This is a genomic window from Streptomyces amritsarensis, assembly GCF_001953875.1.
GTDB classification, from domain to species: Bacteria; Actinomycetota; Actinomycetes; order Streptomycetales; family Streptomycetaceae; genus Streptomyces; species Streptomyces amritsarensis.
In genome coordinates, this window is the sequence record NZ_MQUR01000130.1 from 1 (window position 1) to 16807 (window position 16807).

Consider the following 16807-nt stretch of genomic DNA (forward strand, 5'->3'; position numbering starts at 1 on the left):
TCGGCGCTTTCCAGGTTTTCGCTTTCGCGTTTCCCTTTCCGGCGATTCCAACCTTACCAGACCATTTCCTTGCCGTTACCGGCTTGGATTTGAATTCGGTGGCCGTTGGAGAGCCTTTCCCTTTCGGGCGGATCAGACTTTATCAGGTCTCCCCGGGTCTGATTCCCACCCGCCCGCGCGACTCGAACCGGACACACGTGTGTGCCGGGGGATCTTGCGGGGTGGAGACGTAAACGTACTGGAGCGGGGCCCCCGGATGCAAATCCGGTTGCCCCGCTCCGGTGACGGCGCTACGGCGAGGGCCTGATCAGACCTCGACGACGACCGGGAGGATCATCGGGCGCCGGCGGTAGCTGTCCGAGACCCACTTGCCCATCGTGCGGCGGATGAGCTGCTGGATCTGGTGCGGCTCGGCGACGCCGTCGGCCGCGGCGCGGGCGATGGCTTCCTCGATCTTCGTGACGACGGGGCCGAAGGCCGCGTCCTCGATGCCGGAGCCGCGGGCCTGGATGTTCGGGCCGCTGACCACCTTGCCGGTGGTGCTGTCCACGACGACGTAGACCGAGATGATGCCCTCGTCGCCGAGGATCCGGCGGTCCTTGAGCGAGGACTCGGTGACGTCGCCGACGGAGAGGCCGTCCACGTACACGTAGCCGGCCTGCACCTTTCCGGAGATCCGGGCCTTGCCGTCGACCAGGTCGACGACCACACCGTCCTCGGCGATGACGATCCGGTCCTTGGGGACGCCCGTCATGGCACCGAGCTCGGCGTTGGCCCGCAGGTGCCGCCACTCGCCGTGGACCGGCATCAGGTTCCGCGGCTTGCAGATGTTGTAGAAGTACAGCAGCTCGCCGGCCGAGGCGTGGCCCGAGACGTGCACCTTGGCGTTGCCCTTGTGCACGACGTTGGCACCCCAGCGGGTGAGGCCGTTGATCACGCGGTAGACCGCGTTCTCGTTGCCCGGGATCAGGGACGACGCCAGGATCACGGTGTCGCCGGGGACGATCCGGATCTGGTGGTCGCGGTTGGCCATGCGGGACAGCGCAGCCATCGGCTCGCCCTGCGAACCGGTGCAGACCAGCACGACCTCCTCGGGAGGCAGGTCGTCGAGCGTCTTGACGTCCACGACGAGGCCGGCGGGGACGCGGAGGTAGCCCAGGTCGCGGGCGATGCCCATGTTGCGGACCATCGAGCGGCCGACGAAGGCGACCCGGCGGCCGTACTCGTGGGCTGCGTCGAGGATCTGCTGGATGCGGTGCACGTGGCTGGCGAAGCTGGCCACGATGATCCGGTGGTGGGCGTTGGCGAAGACGTTCCGCAGGACCGTGGAGATCTCGCGCTCCGGCGGGACGAAGCCCGGGACCTCGGCGTTCGTGGAGTCGGACAGCAGGAGGTCGATGCCCTCCTCGCTCAGGCGCGCGAAGGCGTGCAGGTCCGTGAGGCGCTTGTCCAGCGGAAGCTGGTCCATCTTGAAGTCGCCGGTGGCGACGACCAGGCCCGCGCCGGTGCGGATCGCGACGGCCAGCGCGTCCGGGATGGAGTGGTTGACCGCGATGAACTCGCAGTCGAAGGGGCCGAGTGCCTCGCGCTCCCCCTCCTTCACCTCAAGGGTGTAGGGGCGGATGCGGTGCTCCTGGAGCTTGGCCTCGATGAGGGCCAGCGTCAGCTTGGAGCCGATCAGCGGGATGTCCGGCTTCTCCCGCAGGAGGTACGGGACGGCGCCGATGTGGTCCTCGTGGCCGTGGGTGAGGACGATGCCCTCGATGTCGTCGAGGCGGTCCCGGATGGACGAGAAGTCCGGCAGGATCAGGTCGATGCCGGGCTGCTCCTCCTCGGGGAAGAGGACGCCGCAGTCGACGATCAGCAGGCGGCCGTCGTACTCGAAGACGGTCATGTTGCGGCCGATCTCGCCGAGACCACCCAGGGGGGTGACCCTGAGGCCGCCCTTGGGCAGCTTCGGCGGCGGACCGAGTTCCGGATGCGGATGGCTCAAAAGTGTCTCCTTCACCACGCGCGCCACGTACCCGGAAGGCACGTGGCGCGCATGTCATTCGTGCACTTGCTGTTGTCTGCTCTGTATTTGTTCGGTGGTGCTTGTTCAGTTGTGAAGTCTGTTGTCAGAGCTGTACCCCGCCCGCGGCGAGATCGAGCTTGAGCTGAGCCGTCTCTTCGTCGGTCAGTTCGATCAGCGGGAGCCGCAGCGGGCCGGCGGGCAGGCCCTGGAGGTTCAGCGCACCCTTGGTGGTCATCACACCCTGCGTGCGGAACATCCCCGTGTAGACGGGCAGCAGCTTCTGGTGGATCTCGGCGGCCTTCTGGACGTCGCCGGCGAGGTGGGCCTCCAGCATCGCGCGCAGGTCGGGCGTGACCACGTGGCCGACGACGGAGACGAAGCCGACGGCGCCGACCGACAGGAGCGGCAGGTTCAGCATGTCGTCGCCCGAGTACCAGGCCAGGCCGCTCCGCGCGATGGCCCAGCTGGCACGGCCGAGGTCGCCCTTGGCGTCCTTGTTGGCCACGATGCGGGGGTGCTCCGCAAGCCGGACCAGGGTTTCGGTCTCGATCGGGACACCGCTGCGGCCGGGGATGTCGTACAGCATGACCGGCAGCTCCGTCGCGTCGGCGATCGCCGTGAAGTGCCGGTGGAGGCCCTCCTGCGGGGGCTTGCTGTAGTACGGGGTGACGGCGAGCAGGCCGTGGGCGCCGGTGCGCTCGGCCTGGCGGGCCAGCTCCAGGGTGTGGCGGGTGTCGTTGGTACCGATGCCGGCGACCACGTGGGCGCGGTCTCCGACGGCTTCGAGGACGGCTCGTACGAGGTCGTTTTTCTCCGCGTCGGTGGTGGTGGGCGACTCACCGGTGGTGCCGTTGACGATCAGGCCGTCGTTGCCTGCGTCCACCAGGTGGACGGCGAGCTGCTGCGCGCCGTCGAGGTCGAGTGCGCCATCCGCCGTGAACGGCGTGATCATGGCGGTGAGGACCCGCCCGAAGGGGGTCTGCGGAGTCGAGATCGGAGCCATGGGTAACACGCTACTCGCTGCCATGCTCGCGGTGTCCCCTCGGGGGACGTCAACAGGGTGTTGGACGCCGGCACTGCCTGCTCGGGGGTTCAAGCAGTGCCGGGTCCGTTTGATCAGCCTAGATGAAGTTTACGAAACGTGGCAATACGGACACTTCGGACTTGACTCCGTACATCTGTACGCCACGGGTGTAACGGACCTTACGGGGCAACACGCCCGTTGCTGTTGTACGCCGCGTACGTGAGCGGCATGAGCCCGGCCCAGTGCTGCTCCATCTTCTCGCCGACCATCTCGATCTCCCGCTGCGGGAAGGACGGGACGGTCGCGAGCTCGTGCTGCGTGCGCAGACCCAGGAAGTGCATCAGCGAGCGCGCGTTGCAGGTGGCGTACATCGAGGAGAAGAGGCCGACCGGCAGGACCGAACGGGCTACCTCCCGGGCCACGCCCGCGGCCAGCATCTCCTGGTAGGCCTCGTAGGCCTGTACGTACGAGTCCTCCATGACGCGGGCGGTCAGCTCCTGCTGCGCCTGGGTGCCCTCGACGAAGACGTACTTGCCGGGGCGGCCCTCCTGGACGAGCTTGCGCTCGGCGTCCGGCACGTAGAAGACCGGCTCGAGCTCCCTGTAGCGACCCGATTCCTCGTTGTACGACCAGCCCACGCGGTGACGCATGAACTCCCGGAAGACGAAGATCGGGGCGCTGATGAAGAAGGTCATCGAGTTGTGCTCGAACGGGCTGCCGTGGCGATCCCGCATCAGGTAGTTGATGAGGCCCTTGGAGCGCTCCGGGTCCTTCTGGAGCTCCTCCAGGGACTGCTCGCCGGCCGTGGAGACGCGGGCCGCCCACAGCACGTCGGAGTCGGCGGCGGAGTGCTTCACCAGCTCCACCGTCACGTCGCTGCGGAAGCTGGGTTTCAGATCTGAAGCGGCGGTCTCGCTCACCGGGGGTCCTTCCAAACGTGCGTCCTGGGGCGCGCCCACTCTACGGCGCCCCTCGCGGGTCCCCGCGCATGCCCGTCTGCCGCCGGGGCATCCGCACAGCTGACGCACAGCCATGAATTTTGGTTGATGTCCCGAAATCCGGCACGGATTGGGCGGCCCGTACGTCCTAAAGACAGAACGCACCCGCATCGAGCCCGAGGAGTTCCGCTCTCATGTTTCGCCGGCGCGAACCCGTTCCGTTCGCCTTCGTCGCCGAGGCCGACCGTTTCCGCAGCAATGTCACTCCACCGCCGCGCGAGCGCCTGGGCAAGGCCCAGTTGGCCGCCCGTAGTCTGGTCGGGCTGACCGTGGTCGCGGGGCTCGCCGGCTCGCTGCTCTTCGGCATACCGGCGCTTCAGCCGAACAAGGCACCGGAGAAGTCGCAGCAGTCGACCGCGTCCGAGGGGCGGTAGCCTCACGGGCACAGCCCAACCGAACGTGCATGTGAGTGAGGTCCAGCCGTGCCCCTGTCCTTCCTGACGGCCGACGGCGCATCCGATGCGGATGACGACGCCGACGAGGTCCTGGCCCACGCCGACCACGACCGCTGGCGGCGGCCCTACCGGCCCGGCCCCTGGCGGGTGGCCATCTCCGCGGTGCTGCTCCTGCTGTCCGCCTTCATGCTCCTGGCCACCATGATCGTCGCCTTCGCCGGCGGGGGCTGGGCCGGGGCGGGTGCCTGCCTGGTCGCCGCCCTCGCCGTCCTCGCGTCGGCCCTGCAGATGCTGCGCATCGGCGTGTGGGTCAGCCGTACGGGTCTGCGCAGGGTCGGCTTCTTCGTCACCCGGACGATCGCCTGGAACCAGGTCACCGACATCCGCACGGTGCAGCAGCCGGTGCGCTGGCTCGGGCTGCCGAGGACCGTGCAGGGGCAGGCGCTGACGGTGTCCGCCCGCGGCGTCGAGGAGCAGCCGGTGCTGCTGACCGACCACAACGCCGACTTCCTGTCGCGGTCGGAGGCCTTCGACCGGGCCGCGGACACGGTCGAGGCCTGGGCCGAGGAGTACCGGCCCGTGCCCGCCTGACACCCGGGTCCCGGGGTACGGCGGGACGCGCCGCGTGGGGCCCGTACAGGTGTCAGACCTGTACGGGCTTCTTGTCGTGCAGGGCGATCGCCCGTTGCATGGCCTTGCGCGCCCGCGGGGTGTCGCGGGCGTCGTGGTAGGCGACGGCGAGCCGGAACCAGCTGCGCCAGTCCCCCGGCGCGTCCTCGGTCTCGGCCTTGCGGCGTGCGAAGACCTCGTCGGCCGAGTCCCGCAGGATCCGGCCGTAACTGTCGCGCTCCAGCTCGTCCACGGGCAGTCCGCCCTCTGCCTCCAGCTCACCGGCGAGCTGGTTGGCCCTCGTGACGAACTGCGTGTTCTTCCAGAGGAACCAGATGCCGATGAGCGGCAGGATCAGCACGGCCACCCCGAAGGTGACGGTGAGCAGGGTTCCCTGCCGGATCAGCAGCAGGCCCCGGCTGCCGACCAGGACGAAGTAGACGACCAGGACGGCAGCCGTGATGAAGTACGTGATCTTCGCGCGCATCGTGAATCAGTCCGGTCAGCCCAGGTCGAGGAAGTTTTCCAGGCCGAACGTGAGGCCCGGGGTCTGCGTCACGCGGCGCGCGCCGAGCAGGATGCCCGGCATGAAGCTGCTGTGGTGCAGGGAGTCGTGACGGATGGTCAGGGTCTCGCCCTCGCCGCCGAGGAGTACCTCCTGGTGCGCGAGCAGGCCGCGCAGGCGGATGGCGTGGACGGGGACCCCGTCGACGTCGGCGCCGCGCGCGCCGTCGAGCGCGGTGGCGGTGGCGTCGGGCTGCGCGCCGAGGCCGGCCTCGGCGCGGGCGGCCGCGATGAGCTGCGCGGTACGGGTCGCGGTGCCGGAGGGGGCGTCGACCTTGTTCGGGTGGTGCAGCTCGACGACCTCGACGGACTCGAAGTAGCGGGCGGCCTGGGCGGCGAACTTCATGGTGAGGACCGCGCCGATGGAGAAGTTCGGTGCGATGAGCACACCGGTCTTCGGGGAAGCGGCAAGCCACGCGTCCAGCTGCGCGAGGCGGTCCTCGGTCCAGCCGGTGGTGCCGACCACGCCGTGGATGCCGTGGCGGACCAGGAACTCGAGGTTGTCCATCACCGAGGCGGGGGTGGTCAGCTCGACGGCGACCTGGGCGCCGGCCTCGGCGAGCGTCTCCAGCTTGTCGCCGCGGCCGAGGGCCGCGACCAGCTCCATGTCCTCCGCGGCCTCGACCGCCTTGACCGCCTCGGAGCCGATGCGGCCCTGGGCGCCGAGGACTGCCACGCGCAGCTTGCTCATAGTTGCTTCCTAACGTGCGTACGGAACTAGGCGACGACCTCGTCGAGGCGGGCGGCCTGCTTCTCCTTCAGCGGGCCGATGACCGCCAGCGAGGGCCGCTGGGCCAGTACATCCTGTGCGACCGAGCGGACGTCGTCCGGGGTCACCGCGGCGATCCGGGCGAGCATGTCGTCGACCGACATCTGGTCGCCCCAGCACAGCTCGCTCTTGCCGATGCGGTTCATGAGCGCGCCGGTGTCCTCGAGGCCGAGGACGGTCGAACCGGAGAGCTGGCCGATGGCCCGCTTGATCTCGTCGTCCGCCAGTCCCTCCGTCGCGACCTTGTCGAGCTCGTCGCGGCAGATGCGCAGGACGTCGTGGACCTGGTTGGGCCGGCAGCCCGCGTACACGCCGAACAGGCCGGTGTCGGCGAAGCCCGAGGTGTAGGAGTACACGCTGTAGGCGAGGCCGCGCTTCTCCCGGACCTCCTGGAAGAGGCGGGAGGACATGCCGCCGCCGAGGGCGGTGTTCAGCACGCCGAGCGCCCAGCGGCGCTCGTCGGTGCGCTGCAGGCCGGGCATGCCGAGGACGACGTGGGCCTGCTCGGTCTTGCGGCTCACCAGGTCGACGCGGCCGGAGGTGCGGATGCGCTTGGTGCCGGTGCGCGGGCCGATCGGCTCGGCGTCGGTGCGGGTGAGGGCGCCGGCCTTCTCGAAGGCGGCGCGGACCTGGCGTACGACCTTGTTGTGGTCGACGTTGCCGGCGGCGGCCACGACGAGGTGGGTCGGGTCGTAGTGCTTCTTGTAGAAGCGGCGGATCCGGTCGGCGCCGAGGGCGTTGATCGTGTCGACGGTGCCGAGGACGGGGCGGCCCAGCGGGGTGTCCCCGTACATCGTCCGGGCGAACAGGTCGTGGACCATGTCGCCGGGATCGTCCTCGGTCATCGCGATCTCTTCGAGGATGACCCCGCGCTCGGCGTCGACGTCCTCCTCGCGGATCAGCGAGCCGGTGAGCATGTCGCAGACCACGTCGATGGCGAGCGGCAGATCGGTGTCGAGCACCCGTGCGTAGTAGCAGGTGTACTCCTTCGCCGTGAAGGCGTTCATCTCGCCGCCGACCGCGTCGATCGCGGAGGAGATGTCGAGGGCGCTGCGCCGTCGCGTGCCCTTGAAGAGGAGGTGCTCCAGGTAGTGCGTGGCGCCGTTCAGCGTGGGGGTCTCGTCGCGGGAGCCGACGTGCGCCCAGATGCCGAAGGTGGCGGAGCGGACGGAGGGCAGCGTCTCGGTGACGACGCGCAGTCCGCCGGGCAGGACGGTGCGGCGGACGGTGCCGATGCCGTTGCTGCCCTTGAGCAGGGTTTGGGTACGGGCGACGGCCCGCCCCTCCGAAGAGGGGCGGGCCGTCACACGGGAACTACGCGACGTCACTTGTCGGAGTCGTCCTTGTCAGCGTCGTCGGCGGCGGCCTCGCCCTCGATCACGGGGATCAGGGAGAGCTTGCCGCGCTGGTCGATCTCGGCGATCTCGACCTGGACCTTGGTGCCGACCGCGAGCACGTCCTCGACGTTCTCCACACGCTTGCCACCGGCGAGCTTGCGGATCTGCGAGATGTGCAGGAGGCCGTCCTTGCCGGGGAGCAGGGAGACGAAGGCACCGAAGGTGGTGGTCTTGACGACCGTACCCAGGTAGCGCTCGCCGACCTCCGGCATGGTCGGGTTGGCGATGCCGTTGATCGTGGCGCGGGCGGCCTCGGCGGCCGGGCCGTCGGCGGCACCGATGTAGATGGTGCCGTCGTCCTCGATCGTGATCTCGGCGCCGGTGTCCTCCTGGATCTGGTTGATCATCTTGCCCTTGGGGCCGATGACCTCGCCGATCTTGTCCACGGGGATCTTGACGGTGATGATCCGCGGGGCGTTCGGGGACATCTCGTCCGGCGTGTCGATCGCTTCCATCATCACGTCGAGGATGTGGAGGCGGGCGTCGCGGGCCTGCTTGAGGGCGGCGGCCAGGACGGAGGCCGGGATGCCGTCGAGCTTGGTGTCCAGCTGGAGCGCGGTGACGAACTCCTTGGTGCCGGCGACCTTGAAGTCCATGTCGCCGAAGGCGTCCTCCGCACCGAGGATGTCGGTGAGGGCGACGTAGTGGGTCTTGCCGTCGATCTCCTGGGAGATCAGGCCCATGGCGATGCCGGCGACGGGGGCCTTGAGGGGCACACCGGCGTTCAGCAGCGACATGGTGGAGGCGCAGACCGAGCCCATGGACGTCGAACCGTTGGAGCCGAGGGCCTCGGACACCTGGCGGATCGCGTAGGGGAACTCCTCGCGGGTCGGGAGGACCGGCACGATCGCGCGCTCGGCGAGCGCGCCGTGGCCGATCTCGCGGCGCTTCGGCGAACCGACGCGGCCGGTCTCGCCGACGGAGTACGGCGGGAAGTTGTAGTTGTGCATGTAGCGCTTGCGGGTCACCGGGGAGAGGGTGTCCAGCTGCTGCTCCATGCGGAGCATGTTGAGGGTGGTGACGCCCAGGATCTGGGTCTCGCCACGCTCGAACAGCGCCGAGCCGTGCACGCGCGGGATGGCCTCGACCTCGGCGGCGAGGGTACGGATGTCCGTGATCCCGCGGCCGTCGATGCGGACCTTGTCCTTGATGACGCGCTCGCGCACCAGGGCCTTGGTCAGGCTGCGGTACGCGGCCGAGATCTCCTTCTCGCGGCCTTCGAAGGCCGGGAGGAGCTTGTCGGCGGCGAGCTCCTTGACGCGGTCCAGCTCGGCCTCGCGGTCCTGCTTGCCCGCGATGGTCAGCGCCTGGGAGAGCTCGCCCTTGACGGCGGCCGCGAGGGCCTCGTACACGTCGTCCTGGTAGTCCAGGAAGACCGGGAACTCGCCCTCGGGCTTGGCGGCCTTGGCCGCCAGGTCCGCCTGGGCCTTGCAGAGGACCTTGATGAACGGCTTCGCGGCGTCGAGGCCCGCGGCGACGATCTCCTCGGTCGGCGCCTCGGCGCCGCCCTTGACGAGGGCGATGGTCTTCTCGGTGGCCTCGGCCTCGACCATCATGATCGCGACGTCGCCGTCCTCGAGGGTGCGCCCCGCGACGACCATGTCGAAGACGGCGTCCTCGAGCTCGGTGTGCGTCGGGAAGGCGACCCACTGGCCGCGGATCAGCGCGACGCGGACGCCGCCGATCGGGCCGGAGAAGGGCAGGCCGGCGAGCTGCGTGGACGCGGACGCGGCGTTGATCGCGATGACGTCGTACAGGTGGTCCGGGTTGAGCGCCATGACGGTGGCGACGACCTGGATCTCGTTGCGCAGGCCCTTCTTGAAGGACGGGCGCAGCGGGCGGTCGATCAGGCGGCAGGTGAGGATCGCGTCCTCGGAGGGCCGGCCCTCACGGCGGAAGAAGGAGCCGGGGATCTTGCCGGCCGCGTACTGCCGCTCCTCGACGTCCACCGTCAGGGGGAAGAAGTCGAGCTGGTCCTTGGGCTTCTTCGACGCGGTGGTGGCGGAAAGCACCATCGTGTCGTCGTCCAGGTAGGCAACGGCGGAGCCGGCGGCCTGGCGGGCCAGACGGCCCGTCTCGAAGCGGATGGTGCGGGTGCCGAAGGAACCGTTGTCAATGACGGCCTCGGCGTAGTGGGTCTCGTTCTCCACTAGCGTTTTCTCCATTTTCGTCGTCTCCGTCCGCCGCCCGTGTGGCGGAGGACGGTTGCGGAGAAGCGCTCCTGGGGTGCTGGCCGGTCTTCGATCGAAGCACCCGGTTCGTTGCCCGTGGGGCATTCCGGGTGCCACTACCGAGGACCGGCGGCGTGGGAGGGCGCTCCTCCTCTTCAGTTGTGCACGTCTCGTCGTCGGACGTACACGTGCGTCCGTTCCAGACTACAAAGGGACTGGTCCGTAGCGCACGTACAGCAAAGGGAGCGGCCCCCGGATGTGGGAACCGCTCCCTTCACGGCGTCTTACTTGGCGCCGGCCGCACCGCGGCGGATGCCGAGGCGCTCGACCAGCGTACGGAAGCGCTGGATGTCCTTCTTGGCCAGGTACTGCAGCAGGCGGCGACGCTGGCCGACCAGGATCAGCAGACCACGACGGGAGTGGTGGTCGTGCTTGTGGGTCTTGAGGTGCTCGGTCAGGTCCGAGATGCGGCGGGAGAGCATCGCGACCTGGACCTCGGGGGAGCCGGTGTCGCCCTCCTTGGCACCGAACTCGGTGATGATCTGCTTCTTCGTAGCGGCGTCGAGCGGCACGCGTACTCCTCGTTTGGGTCTTCGTTGCCACCGAGTGCCCCAGGTCTGAGTCTCTGGGGAGCTTCCGTTACTCGGGAGGCGGGGTCCGCTGAGCGCAGTCCACAGACCCTTCGAAGGGGATCCGGGGGACGCGTACACAAACGGCCGTCACACAGCGTACCAGGCTGCCGCTCCGCCCCGTCTCAGCTGGTGAGAGCGCGGGCCCGGGCGTACACGTCGAGCACGGCCAGGGTCAGGGGCACCAGGCTGAGCAGGACCGCCGCCTCGGTGAGGTCGAGCAGCCTTCCCCAGAAGGGTGACAGGCCCTTGCGGGGGATGACAAGCGCAATTCCCGCGAGGAGGGCCGCGCCGGCGGCGACGGCGGCGGTGAGCCAGATCGTACGCAGGTCCAGGCCGCTGCGGTCCTGCTCCAGGAGCAGGGCTTCGAGCAGCGCCTGCGGCGGGTGCAGGGACAGGCCCAGGATCAGCAGCGCGACGGCGGCGAGGCCGGCCGCCAGGGCGCACACGACCTGGGAGGTGTACCGGAAGAGGCGGGCGCGCAGCAGCATGGCGAGCCCGGTGGCCAGGGCCAGCAGGCGGGCCCAGGTGTTGTCGGAGAAGCCCAGGACGGCGGCGGCGCCGACGGCGACCGCGGCGCAGCCGCCGACCAGGCCGAGGAGCATCTCGTGCCCGCGGCGGGCCTGGGCGGCGATCGCCTCGGCGTCGAGCGGGGCGCCCTGCTCGTGCTGGTCGGCGTCGGCCTGGTCGCCGTACGGGGCGGTGTCGTAGCGGTCCGGGGTCGTGGTGTCGTCGACGTAGTCGGCCGTGGCGCTCGTCGGGGCCTCGTAGCCGATGGGCAGGCGGGCGAAGCGTGCGGAGAGGCCGGGCAGGAAGGCGACGAGGCCGATGGCGACGGGCGCGCAGACGGCGGCGGTGTAGGTGGCGGAGGCCTCGGTGGCGATCGCGGCGAAGGTGGCGAGGGTGCCGGTGGCGGCGACGAAGGTGGCCGCGACGAAGGGGGCGTCGCCGCTGGGGGCGAGCGCGACCAGGGCGACGGAGGCGACCAGGACGCAGACGCAGCCGAGGAGGAACTGGAGCCGGCCGGGTCCGTGGCCGGCGGCGGGGCCGACGATCCCGGATCCGGCGATCAGCAGGTGCGGGAGGGCTCCCAGGCCCAGGGCCGTGGCGGAGAGGCGGTCGCGGTAGACGCGGGCGCGCACCCCTGCCACGGCGGTGAGCAGGATCCCGACGGCGCCCGCGATGATGCCGGGCAGGCCGTGCATGTCGTGGCGGACGGGGTCGGCGTACCACAGGACGAAGCCCAGCATCACGAGCAGCACGGCGGAGCCGGCGAGGCCCGCGCCGCGCAGCATGTCGTCGCTCCAGCGGTGCCGGTCGCGGACGACGGCGGAGGCGACGGCGTCGGAGACGTCGTCGAAGACGGCCGGCGGCAGGGACTCGGCGAAGGGGCGCAGGCTCAGCACCTCGCCGTCGAGGACCTGCTGGGCGGCGAGGGTGCGGGCGCCGTCGAGGACGGTCCCGGAACGGCGGACGAGGTGGAAGCCGGTCGGGGCGCCGACGGGCTGGGTCTGGCCGGTGAGGCGCAGCAGCTCGGGGTAGACGTCGGCGACGGCGATGTCCTCGGGGAGGGCGACGTCGATGCGGCTGTCGGGGGCCACGACGGTGACCCTGCAGAAACCCGTCGTACCGGCCGTACTCACCTGCGTGACCCCCTTGGTTGCTGTCCGCGCCCGTGCTCGATTCGCGGATGCGCATGCTGCGCGCGACACCCTACCGGGCGTATGAGCGACAGTCGGCAAGTAGGATCACCGTCGCGCTGGGGATACCCCCTGCGCGCCCGGGACTTGGGGGCGCCGGTTGCGACGTCCCGTCCGTTTTCGAGGGATTGATGCTCCGGTGAGCCAGATCGTCGTCAAACGCCCGCCGCGGTCCCTGCCGCCCGAGGTTCCTTCGGAGGAGCTCAGGCTGGAGGCTCCCCCCGAACTTCCGCGCGGGCAGCAGGAGGGCATGCTGATGCAGCTCCTGCCGATGCTCGGCATGGGGTCCTCCGTCGTCTTCTTCTTCATGCCGGGCGCGGCTCCGTTCATGCGCATCATGGGTGTGCTGATGCTGGCCTCGACGGTGGGCATGATCGTGGCGCAGCTGGTGCGCCACCGGCGCGGTACGCAGGGGCAAATGGCCGATGTGCGCCGGGACTACCTCAAGTACCTCGCCCAGACGCGCCGTCAGGTGCGGCGGACCGCCCGGGCGCAGCGCGACGCGCAGCTGTACCTGCACCCGTCCCCGGAGCAGTTGTGGTCGGTGGTGGCGGACGGTTCGCGGCTGTGGGAGCGGCGGGTCGGCGATCCGGACTTCGGGCAGGCCCGGCTGGGGCTGGGTGCGCAGCGCCTGGCGACGCCGCTGGTGGCGCCCGAGACGGCGCCGGTGGACGAGCTGGAGCCGCTGACGGCGGGCGCGATGCAGCGCTTCCTGAAGGTGCACTCCTCGCTGGACGGGCTGCCGATGGCGGTGTCGATGCGCGCCTTCTACCACGTGGCGGTGTCCGGGGAGCCGGAGTCGGCGCGCGGTGCGGCGCGGGCGGTGGTCGCGCAGCTGGCGACGCTGCACTCCCCCGAGGACCTGATGGTGGCCGTGGTGGCCGCGCCCGGTGCGGTGCCCTCGTGGGACTGGACGAAGTGGCTGCCGCACACGCAGCTGCCCGGGCAGGTCGACGGGGCCGGTACGAAGCGGCTGTTCGGCGACGATCTCGCCGAGCTGGAGGGGATGCTGGCGTCCCGGCTGGAGGGGCGGCCGCGGTTCAGCCGCGATGTGTCCCCGGTGCTGGACCAGCCGCACCTGGTGGTGGTGCTGGACGGTGGGATGGTGCCCCCGGACTCGGTGTTCGCGGCGGCCGAGGGACTGCAGGGCGTCACCATCATCGAGGTGGTCGCGGGCGAGCTGGACGAGCCGCGCGGCGGTCTGTCGGTCGTGGTGCGTCCGGGCCGGCTGCGTCTGGAGTCGGGCGGCGGGGTGGTGTACGAGGGTGTCCCGGACACCCTGTCGCTGCCGGCGGCGGAGGCTCTGGCGCGGCAGCTGGCGCCGCTGCGCACGGGCGGCGGGGACGACGACGAGCCGCTGCTGGCGAACCTGGACTTCACGGACCTGCTGAACCTGGGCGACGCGGCCGCCGTCGACGTGGCGCGGACCTGGCGGCCGCGGTCCGCCGGCGAGCGGCTGCGTGTGCCGATCGGCGTCGGCGAGGACGGCGCCCCGGTGATGCTGGACCTGAAGGAGGCCGCGCAGGAGGGCATGGGCCCGCACGGCCTGTGCGTGGGTGCGACCGGTTCCGGCAAGTCGGAGCTGCTGCGCACCCTCGTGCTGGGTCTGGCGGTCACGCACACGTCGGAGACGCTGAACTTCGTGCTCGCCGACTTCAAGGGCGGTGCGACCTTCACGGGCATGGGCCAGATGCCGCACGTCGCGGCGGTCATCACGAACCTGGCGGACGACCTGACGCTCGTGGACCGCATGGGCGACTCGATCCGCGGTGAGCTGCAGCGCCGGCAGGAGCTGCTGCGTTCGGCGGGCAACTACGCCAACATCCACGACTACGAGAAGGCCCGCGCGGCCGGCGCCCCGCTGGAGCCGCTGGCGTCGCTGGTGCTGGTCATCGACGAGTTCAGCGAGCTGCTGACGGCGAAGCCCGACTTCATCGACATGTTCATCCAGATCGGCCGCATCGGCCGTTCGCTGGGCGTGCACCTGCTGCTGGCGTCGCAGCGGCTGGAGGAGGGCAAGCTGCGCGGCCTGGACACGTATCTGTCGTACCGGATCGGCCTGCGGACCTTCTCCGCGGCGGAGTCGCGTACCGCGATCGGTGTTCCGGACGCCTACCACCTGCCGTCGGTGCCCGGTTCGGGCTACCTGAAGTTCGGCACGGACGAGATGGTGCGCTTCAAGGCGGCGTACGTCTCGGGCACCTACCGCTCGGGCGGGCCGGACCTGTCGGTGGGGCAGTTCCCGGTGGAGCGGCGGCCCGTGCTGTTCACGGCGGCCCCGGTGCCGGTGGTGTACGCGGCCCCGGACCCGGCGTACCTGGCGGCGCGGTCGGGGCGGGAGGACGACGCGCTGGCGGACACCGTGCTGGACGTGATCGTGGGCCGGCTGGAGGGCCAGGGGGTGCCGGCGCACCAGGTGTGGCTGCCGCCGCTCGACCAGGCTCCGCCGCTGGACCAGCTGCTTCCGGCGCTGGCACCGAGCGCCGAGCGCGGGCTGCACGCGGAGGGCTACACGCGGCCCGGCGGGCTGATCGTGCCGCTCGGCCTCATCGACAAGCCGTTCGAGCAGCGGCGCGAGGTGCTGTACCGCGACTTCTCGGGTGCGGCGGGCCACCTGATGGTGGTGGGCGGTCCGCAGTCGGGCAAGTCGACGCTGATGCGGACGCTGGTGTCGTCCTTCGCGCTGACGCACACCCCGCGCGAGGTGCAGTTCTACGGGTTGGACTTCGGTGGCGGCAGCCTGTCGGCGATCGCCGACCTGCCGCACGTGGGCGGTATCGCCTCGCGTCTGGACCCGGAGCGGGTGCGGCGCACGGTCGCGGAGGTGGGGGGCATCCTCAACCGCCGCGAGGAGTTCTTCCGCGCGAACAACATCGACTCGATCGGCACGTACCGGCGCCGGCGGGCGGCGGGCGACCTGCCGCACGAGCCGTGGGGCGACGTGTTCCTGATCGTCGACGGCTGGGGCAACTTCCGCGGCGAGTACGAGGTCCTGGAGCAGGTCGTCACGGACATCGCCTCCCGCGGTCTGGGCTACGGCATCCATGTGGTGATCACCGCCGCGCGGTACATGGAGGTGCGGGCCGCGCTCAAGGACCAGATGCTGGGCCGGCTGGAGCTGCGGCTCGGCGACACCATGGACTCCGAGTTCGACCGCAAGGTCGCGGCGAACGTCCCGCAGGGGATGCCGGGGCGCGGCCAGGTGCCGGAGAAGCTGCACTTCCTGGGTGCGCTGCCGCGGATCGACGGCTCGCACGAGGCCGCCGACCTGTCGGAGGCCACCACGGCCTTCGTGGAGGCGGTCCGGTCCAACTGGACGGGGCCCGCGGCGCCCGGGGTACGGCTGCTGCCGCGGCTGCTCCACTCCGACCAGCTGCCCAAGGGCGGGGAGTTCCCCGAGCGCGGGATCTCGATCGGCATCGACGAGACCGATCTGGAGCCGGTGTTCGTCGACTTCGAGACCGACCCCTTCCTGCTGGTCTTCGGCGAGAGCGAGTCGGGCAAGACGAACCTGCTGCGGCTCATCGCCAAGCAGATCGCGGAGCGGTACACGCCGGAGCAGGCGCGGCTGGTCGTGGGCGACTACCGGCGGACCCTGCTCGGGGCGCTGCCGGAGGAGCACCTGCTGGAGTACGCGCCGATGGCGAGCTCGCTGCAGATGCACATGGAGGCGCTGGGCGGGGTGTTCTCGCGGCGGCAGCCCCCGCAGGACGTCACTCCGCAGCAGCTGCGCGACCGCAGCTGGTGGACGGGCCCGGACGTGTTCATCATCATCGACGACTTCGACCTGGTGGCCACGAGCCAGGGCAATCCGCTGGCGCCGCTGGTGGAGTACCTGCCGTTCGCCCGCGACACGGGGGTGCGCTTCATCATCGCGCGCAGCTCGGCGGGTGCCTCCCGCTCGATGTACGAGTCGTTCATGCAGCGGATCAAGGAGCTGGGCGCGCAGGGCGTCGTCCTGTCCGGCGATCCGGCCGAGGGCGATCTCGTCGGCACGGTCCGGCCGCGTCCGATGCCGCCGGGCCGGGGCTACTTCGTCTCGCGTCGGCGGGGCACGTCGCTGGTCCAGCTCGGCCGGATGCCGGGCGGTATGTGAGCTCCGGGGCGCAGGGCGTCGGCCGGATCGGCTGGAAAGCCGTCCCGGCCGGCGGCGCCTCCCCGATAATCGGCGGGGAAGACCGCACCACCGAGGGAAAGGCCGCCCATGGGCACCCAGCAGGAGAAGGACGAGCTGTACGCGCTCGACATCAGCGGTGTGGAGTGGGAAGGGCCGCCGGGGACCAGTCCGGAGGAGGAGCGGGTGGAGATCGCGCGGCTGCCCGAGGGGGCGGTGGCGATGCGGTCCTCGCTGGACCGGGAGACGGTGCTGCGCTACACGGCCGCCGAGTGGGAGGCCTTCGTGCTCGGTGCCAGGGACGGCGAGTTCGACCTGGACCGCCAGGAGCCCTGAGGGGCGGCAGGACATGCCGAAGGGGCGCGCCCGCCACGGGCGCGCCCCTTCGGCGTGCCGGGACCCGGTGGCCCGGGGCCCGGGCGG

At 70.6% G+C, this 16807-nt stretch carries 13 protein-coding genes; 4 read left to right on the top strand and 9 right to left on the bottom strand.

Features of this window, described 5'->3' with window-relative positions:
- Window positions 1-307: 307 nt before the first annotated feature.
- The 3 genes from AVW11_RS32705 to thyX form a co-directional block, all read right to left on the bottom strand.
- Window positions 308-1993, bottom strand: a complete 1686-nt coding sequence (locus AVW11_RS32705) for a ribonuclease J (protein WP_030844331.1) — start codon at window positions 1991-1993, stop codon at window positions 308-310.
- Window positions 1994-2117: 124 nt separating this feature from the next.
- Entirely contained in the window at window positions 2118-3017 is a 900-nt protein-coding gene (gene dapA, locus AVW11_RS32710) for a 4-hydroxy-tetrahydrodipicolinate synthase (RefSeq protein ID WP_030844332.1), read from the bottom strand.
- 200 nt (window positions 3018-3217) lie between these two features.
- Complete coding sequence (thyX, locus tag AVW11_RS32715; RefSeq protein ID WP_030844334.1) at window positions 3218-3958, bottom strand: FAD-dependent thymidylate synthase; 741 nt, start codon at window positions 3956-3958, stop codon at window positions 3218-3220.
- A gap of 212 nt (window positions 3959-4170) precedes the next feature.
- On the opposite strand from thyX, the gene AVW11_RS32720 reads away from it, so the two are divergent.
- The gene (locus AVW11_RS32720; protein ID WP_030651221.1) at window positions 4171-4410 is read left to right on the top strand and encodes a hypothetical protein; all 240 of its coding nucleotides are present in this window, start codon (window positions 4171-4173) and stop codon (window positions 4408-4410) included.
- A gap of 48 nt (window positions 4411-4458) precedes the next feature.
- Complete coding sequence (locus tag AVW11_RS32725) at window positions 4459-5022, top strand: PH domain-containing protein (RefSeq protein ID WP_030844342.1); 564 nt, start codon at window positions 4459-4461, stop codon at window positions 5020-5022.
- 52 nt (window positions 5023-5074) lie between these two features.
- Here AVW11_RS32725 and AVW11_RS32730 read toward each other — a convergent pair whose 3' ends face one another.
- From AVW11_RS32730 to eccD, 6 genes are all read right to left on the bottom strand, one after another.
- Complete coding sequence (locus AVW11_RS32730; RefSeq protein WP_030844345.1) at window positions 5075-5527, bottom strand: tetratricopeptide repeat protein; 453 nt, start codon at window positions 5525-5527, stop codon at window positions 5075-5077.
- A 15-nt stretch (window positions 5528-5542) separates the two neighbouring features.
- Window positions 5543-6295 (bottom strand): 4-hydroxy-tetrahydrodipicolinate reductase, encoded by a 753-nt coding sequence (dapB, locus tag AVW11_RS32735; protein ID WP_030844347.1) that lies wholly within the window; start codon window positions 6293-6295, stop codon window positions 5543-5545.
- A 26-nt stretch (window positions 6296-6321) separates the two neighbouring features.
- Complete coding sequence (locus AVW11_RS32740) at window positions 6322-7701, bottom strand: M16 family metallopeptidase (RefSeq protein ID WP_030844349.1); 1380 nt, start codon at window positions 7699-7701, stop codon at window positions 6322-6324.
- A complete protein-coding gene (locus AVW11_RS32745) occupies window positions 7698-9920 on the bottom strand; it encodes a polyribonucleotide nucleotidyltransferase (RefSeq protein WP_060176937.1) in 2223 nt (740 codons plus the stop codon). The genes AVW11_RS32740 and AVW11_RS32745 overlap by 4 nt, the downstream gene beginning before the upstream one ends.
- Before the next feature lie 305 nt (window positions 9921-10225).
- A complete protein-coding gene (rpsO, locus tag AVW11_RS32750; RefSeq protein WP_030011220.1) occupies window positions 10226-10513 on the bottom strand; it encodes a 30S ribosomal protein S15 in 288 nt (95 codons plus the stop codon).
- Between the two features lie 182 nt (window positions 10514-10695).
- Window positions 10696-12213, bottom strand: coding sequence for a type VII secretion integral membrane protein EccD (eccD, locus tag AVW11_RS32755; RefSeq protein ID WP_076046840.1), 1518 nt, complete (start codon window positions 12211-12213; stop codon window positions 10696-10698).
- A 196-nt stretch (window positions 12214-12409) separates the two neighbouring features.
- Between eccD and eccCa the strand changes: the two genes are divergently transcribed.
- Window positions 12410-16366 carry a type VII secretion protein EccCa gene (gene eccCa / locus AVW11_RS32760; RefSeq protein ID WP_076046841.1) on the top strand — a complete coding sequence of 1319 codons (3957 nt, stop codon included), beginning with the start codon at window positions 12410-12412 and terminating at the stop codon, window positions 16364-16366.
- A gap of 108 nt (window positions 16367-16474) precedes the next feature.
- Entirely contained in the window at window positions 16475-16720 is a 246-nt protein-coding gene (locus tag AVW11_RS32765) for a DUF397 domain-containing protein (protein ID WP_030844357.1), read from the top strand.
- Window positions 16721-16807: the final 87 nt, after the last annotated feature.

Excerpts from the sequence above, each read along its gene's own strand:
- dapA (WP_030844332.1), bottom strand. The coding sequence starts at position 3,017 with ATGGCTCCGATCTCGACTCCGCAGACCCCCTTCGGGCGGGTCCTCACC.
- AVW11_RS32720 (WP_030651221.1), top strand. The coding sequence starts at position 4,171 with ATGTTTCGCCGGCGCGAACCCGTTCCGTTCGCCTTCGTCGCCGAGGCC.
- AVW11_RS32730 (WP_030844345.1), bottom strand. The coding sequence starts at position 5,527 with ATGCGCGCGAAGATCACGTACTTCATCACGGCTGCCGTCCTGGTCGTC.
- dapB (WP_030844347.1), bottom strand. The coding sequence starts at position 6,295 with ATGAGCAAGCTGCGCGTGGCAGTCCTCGGCGCCCAGGGCCGCATCGGC.
- AVW11_RS32765 (WP_030844357.1), top strand. The coding sequence starts at position 16,475 with ATGGGCACCCAGCAGGAGAAGGACGAGCTGTACGCGCTCGACATCAGC.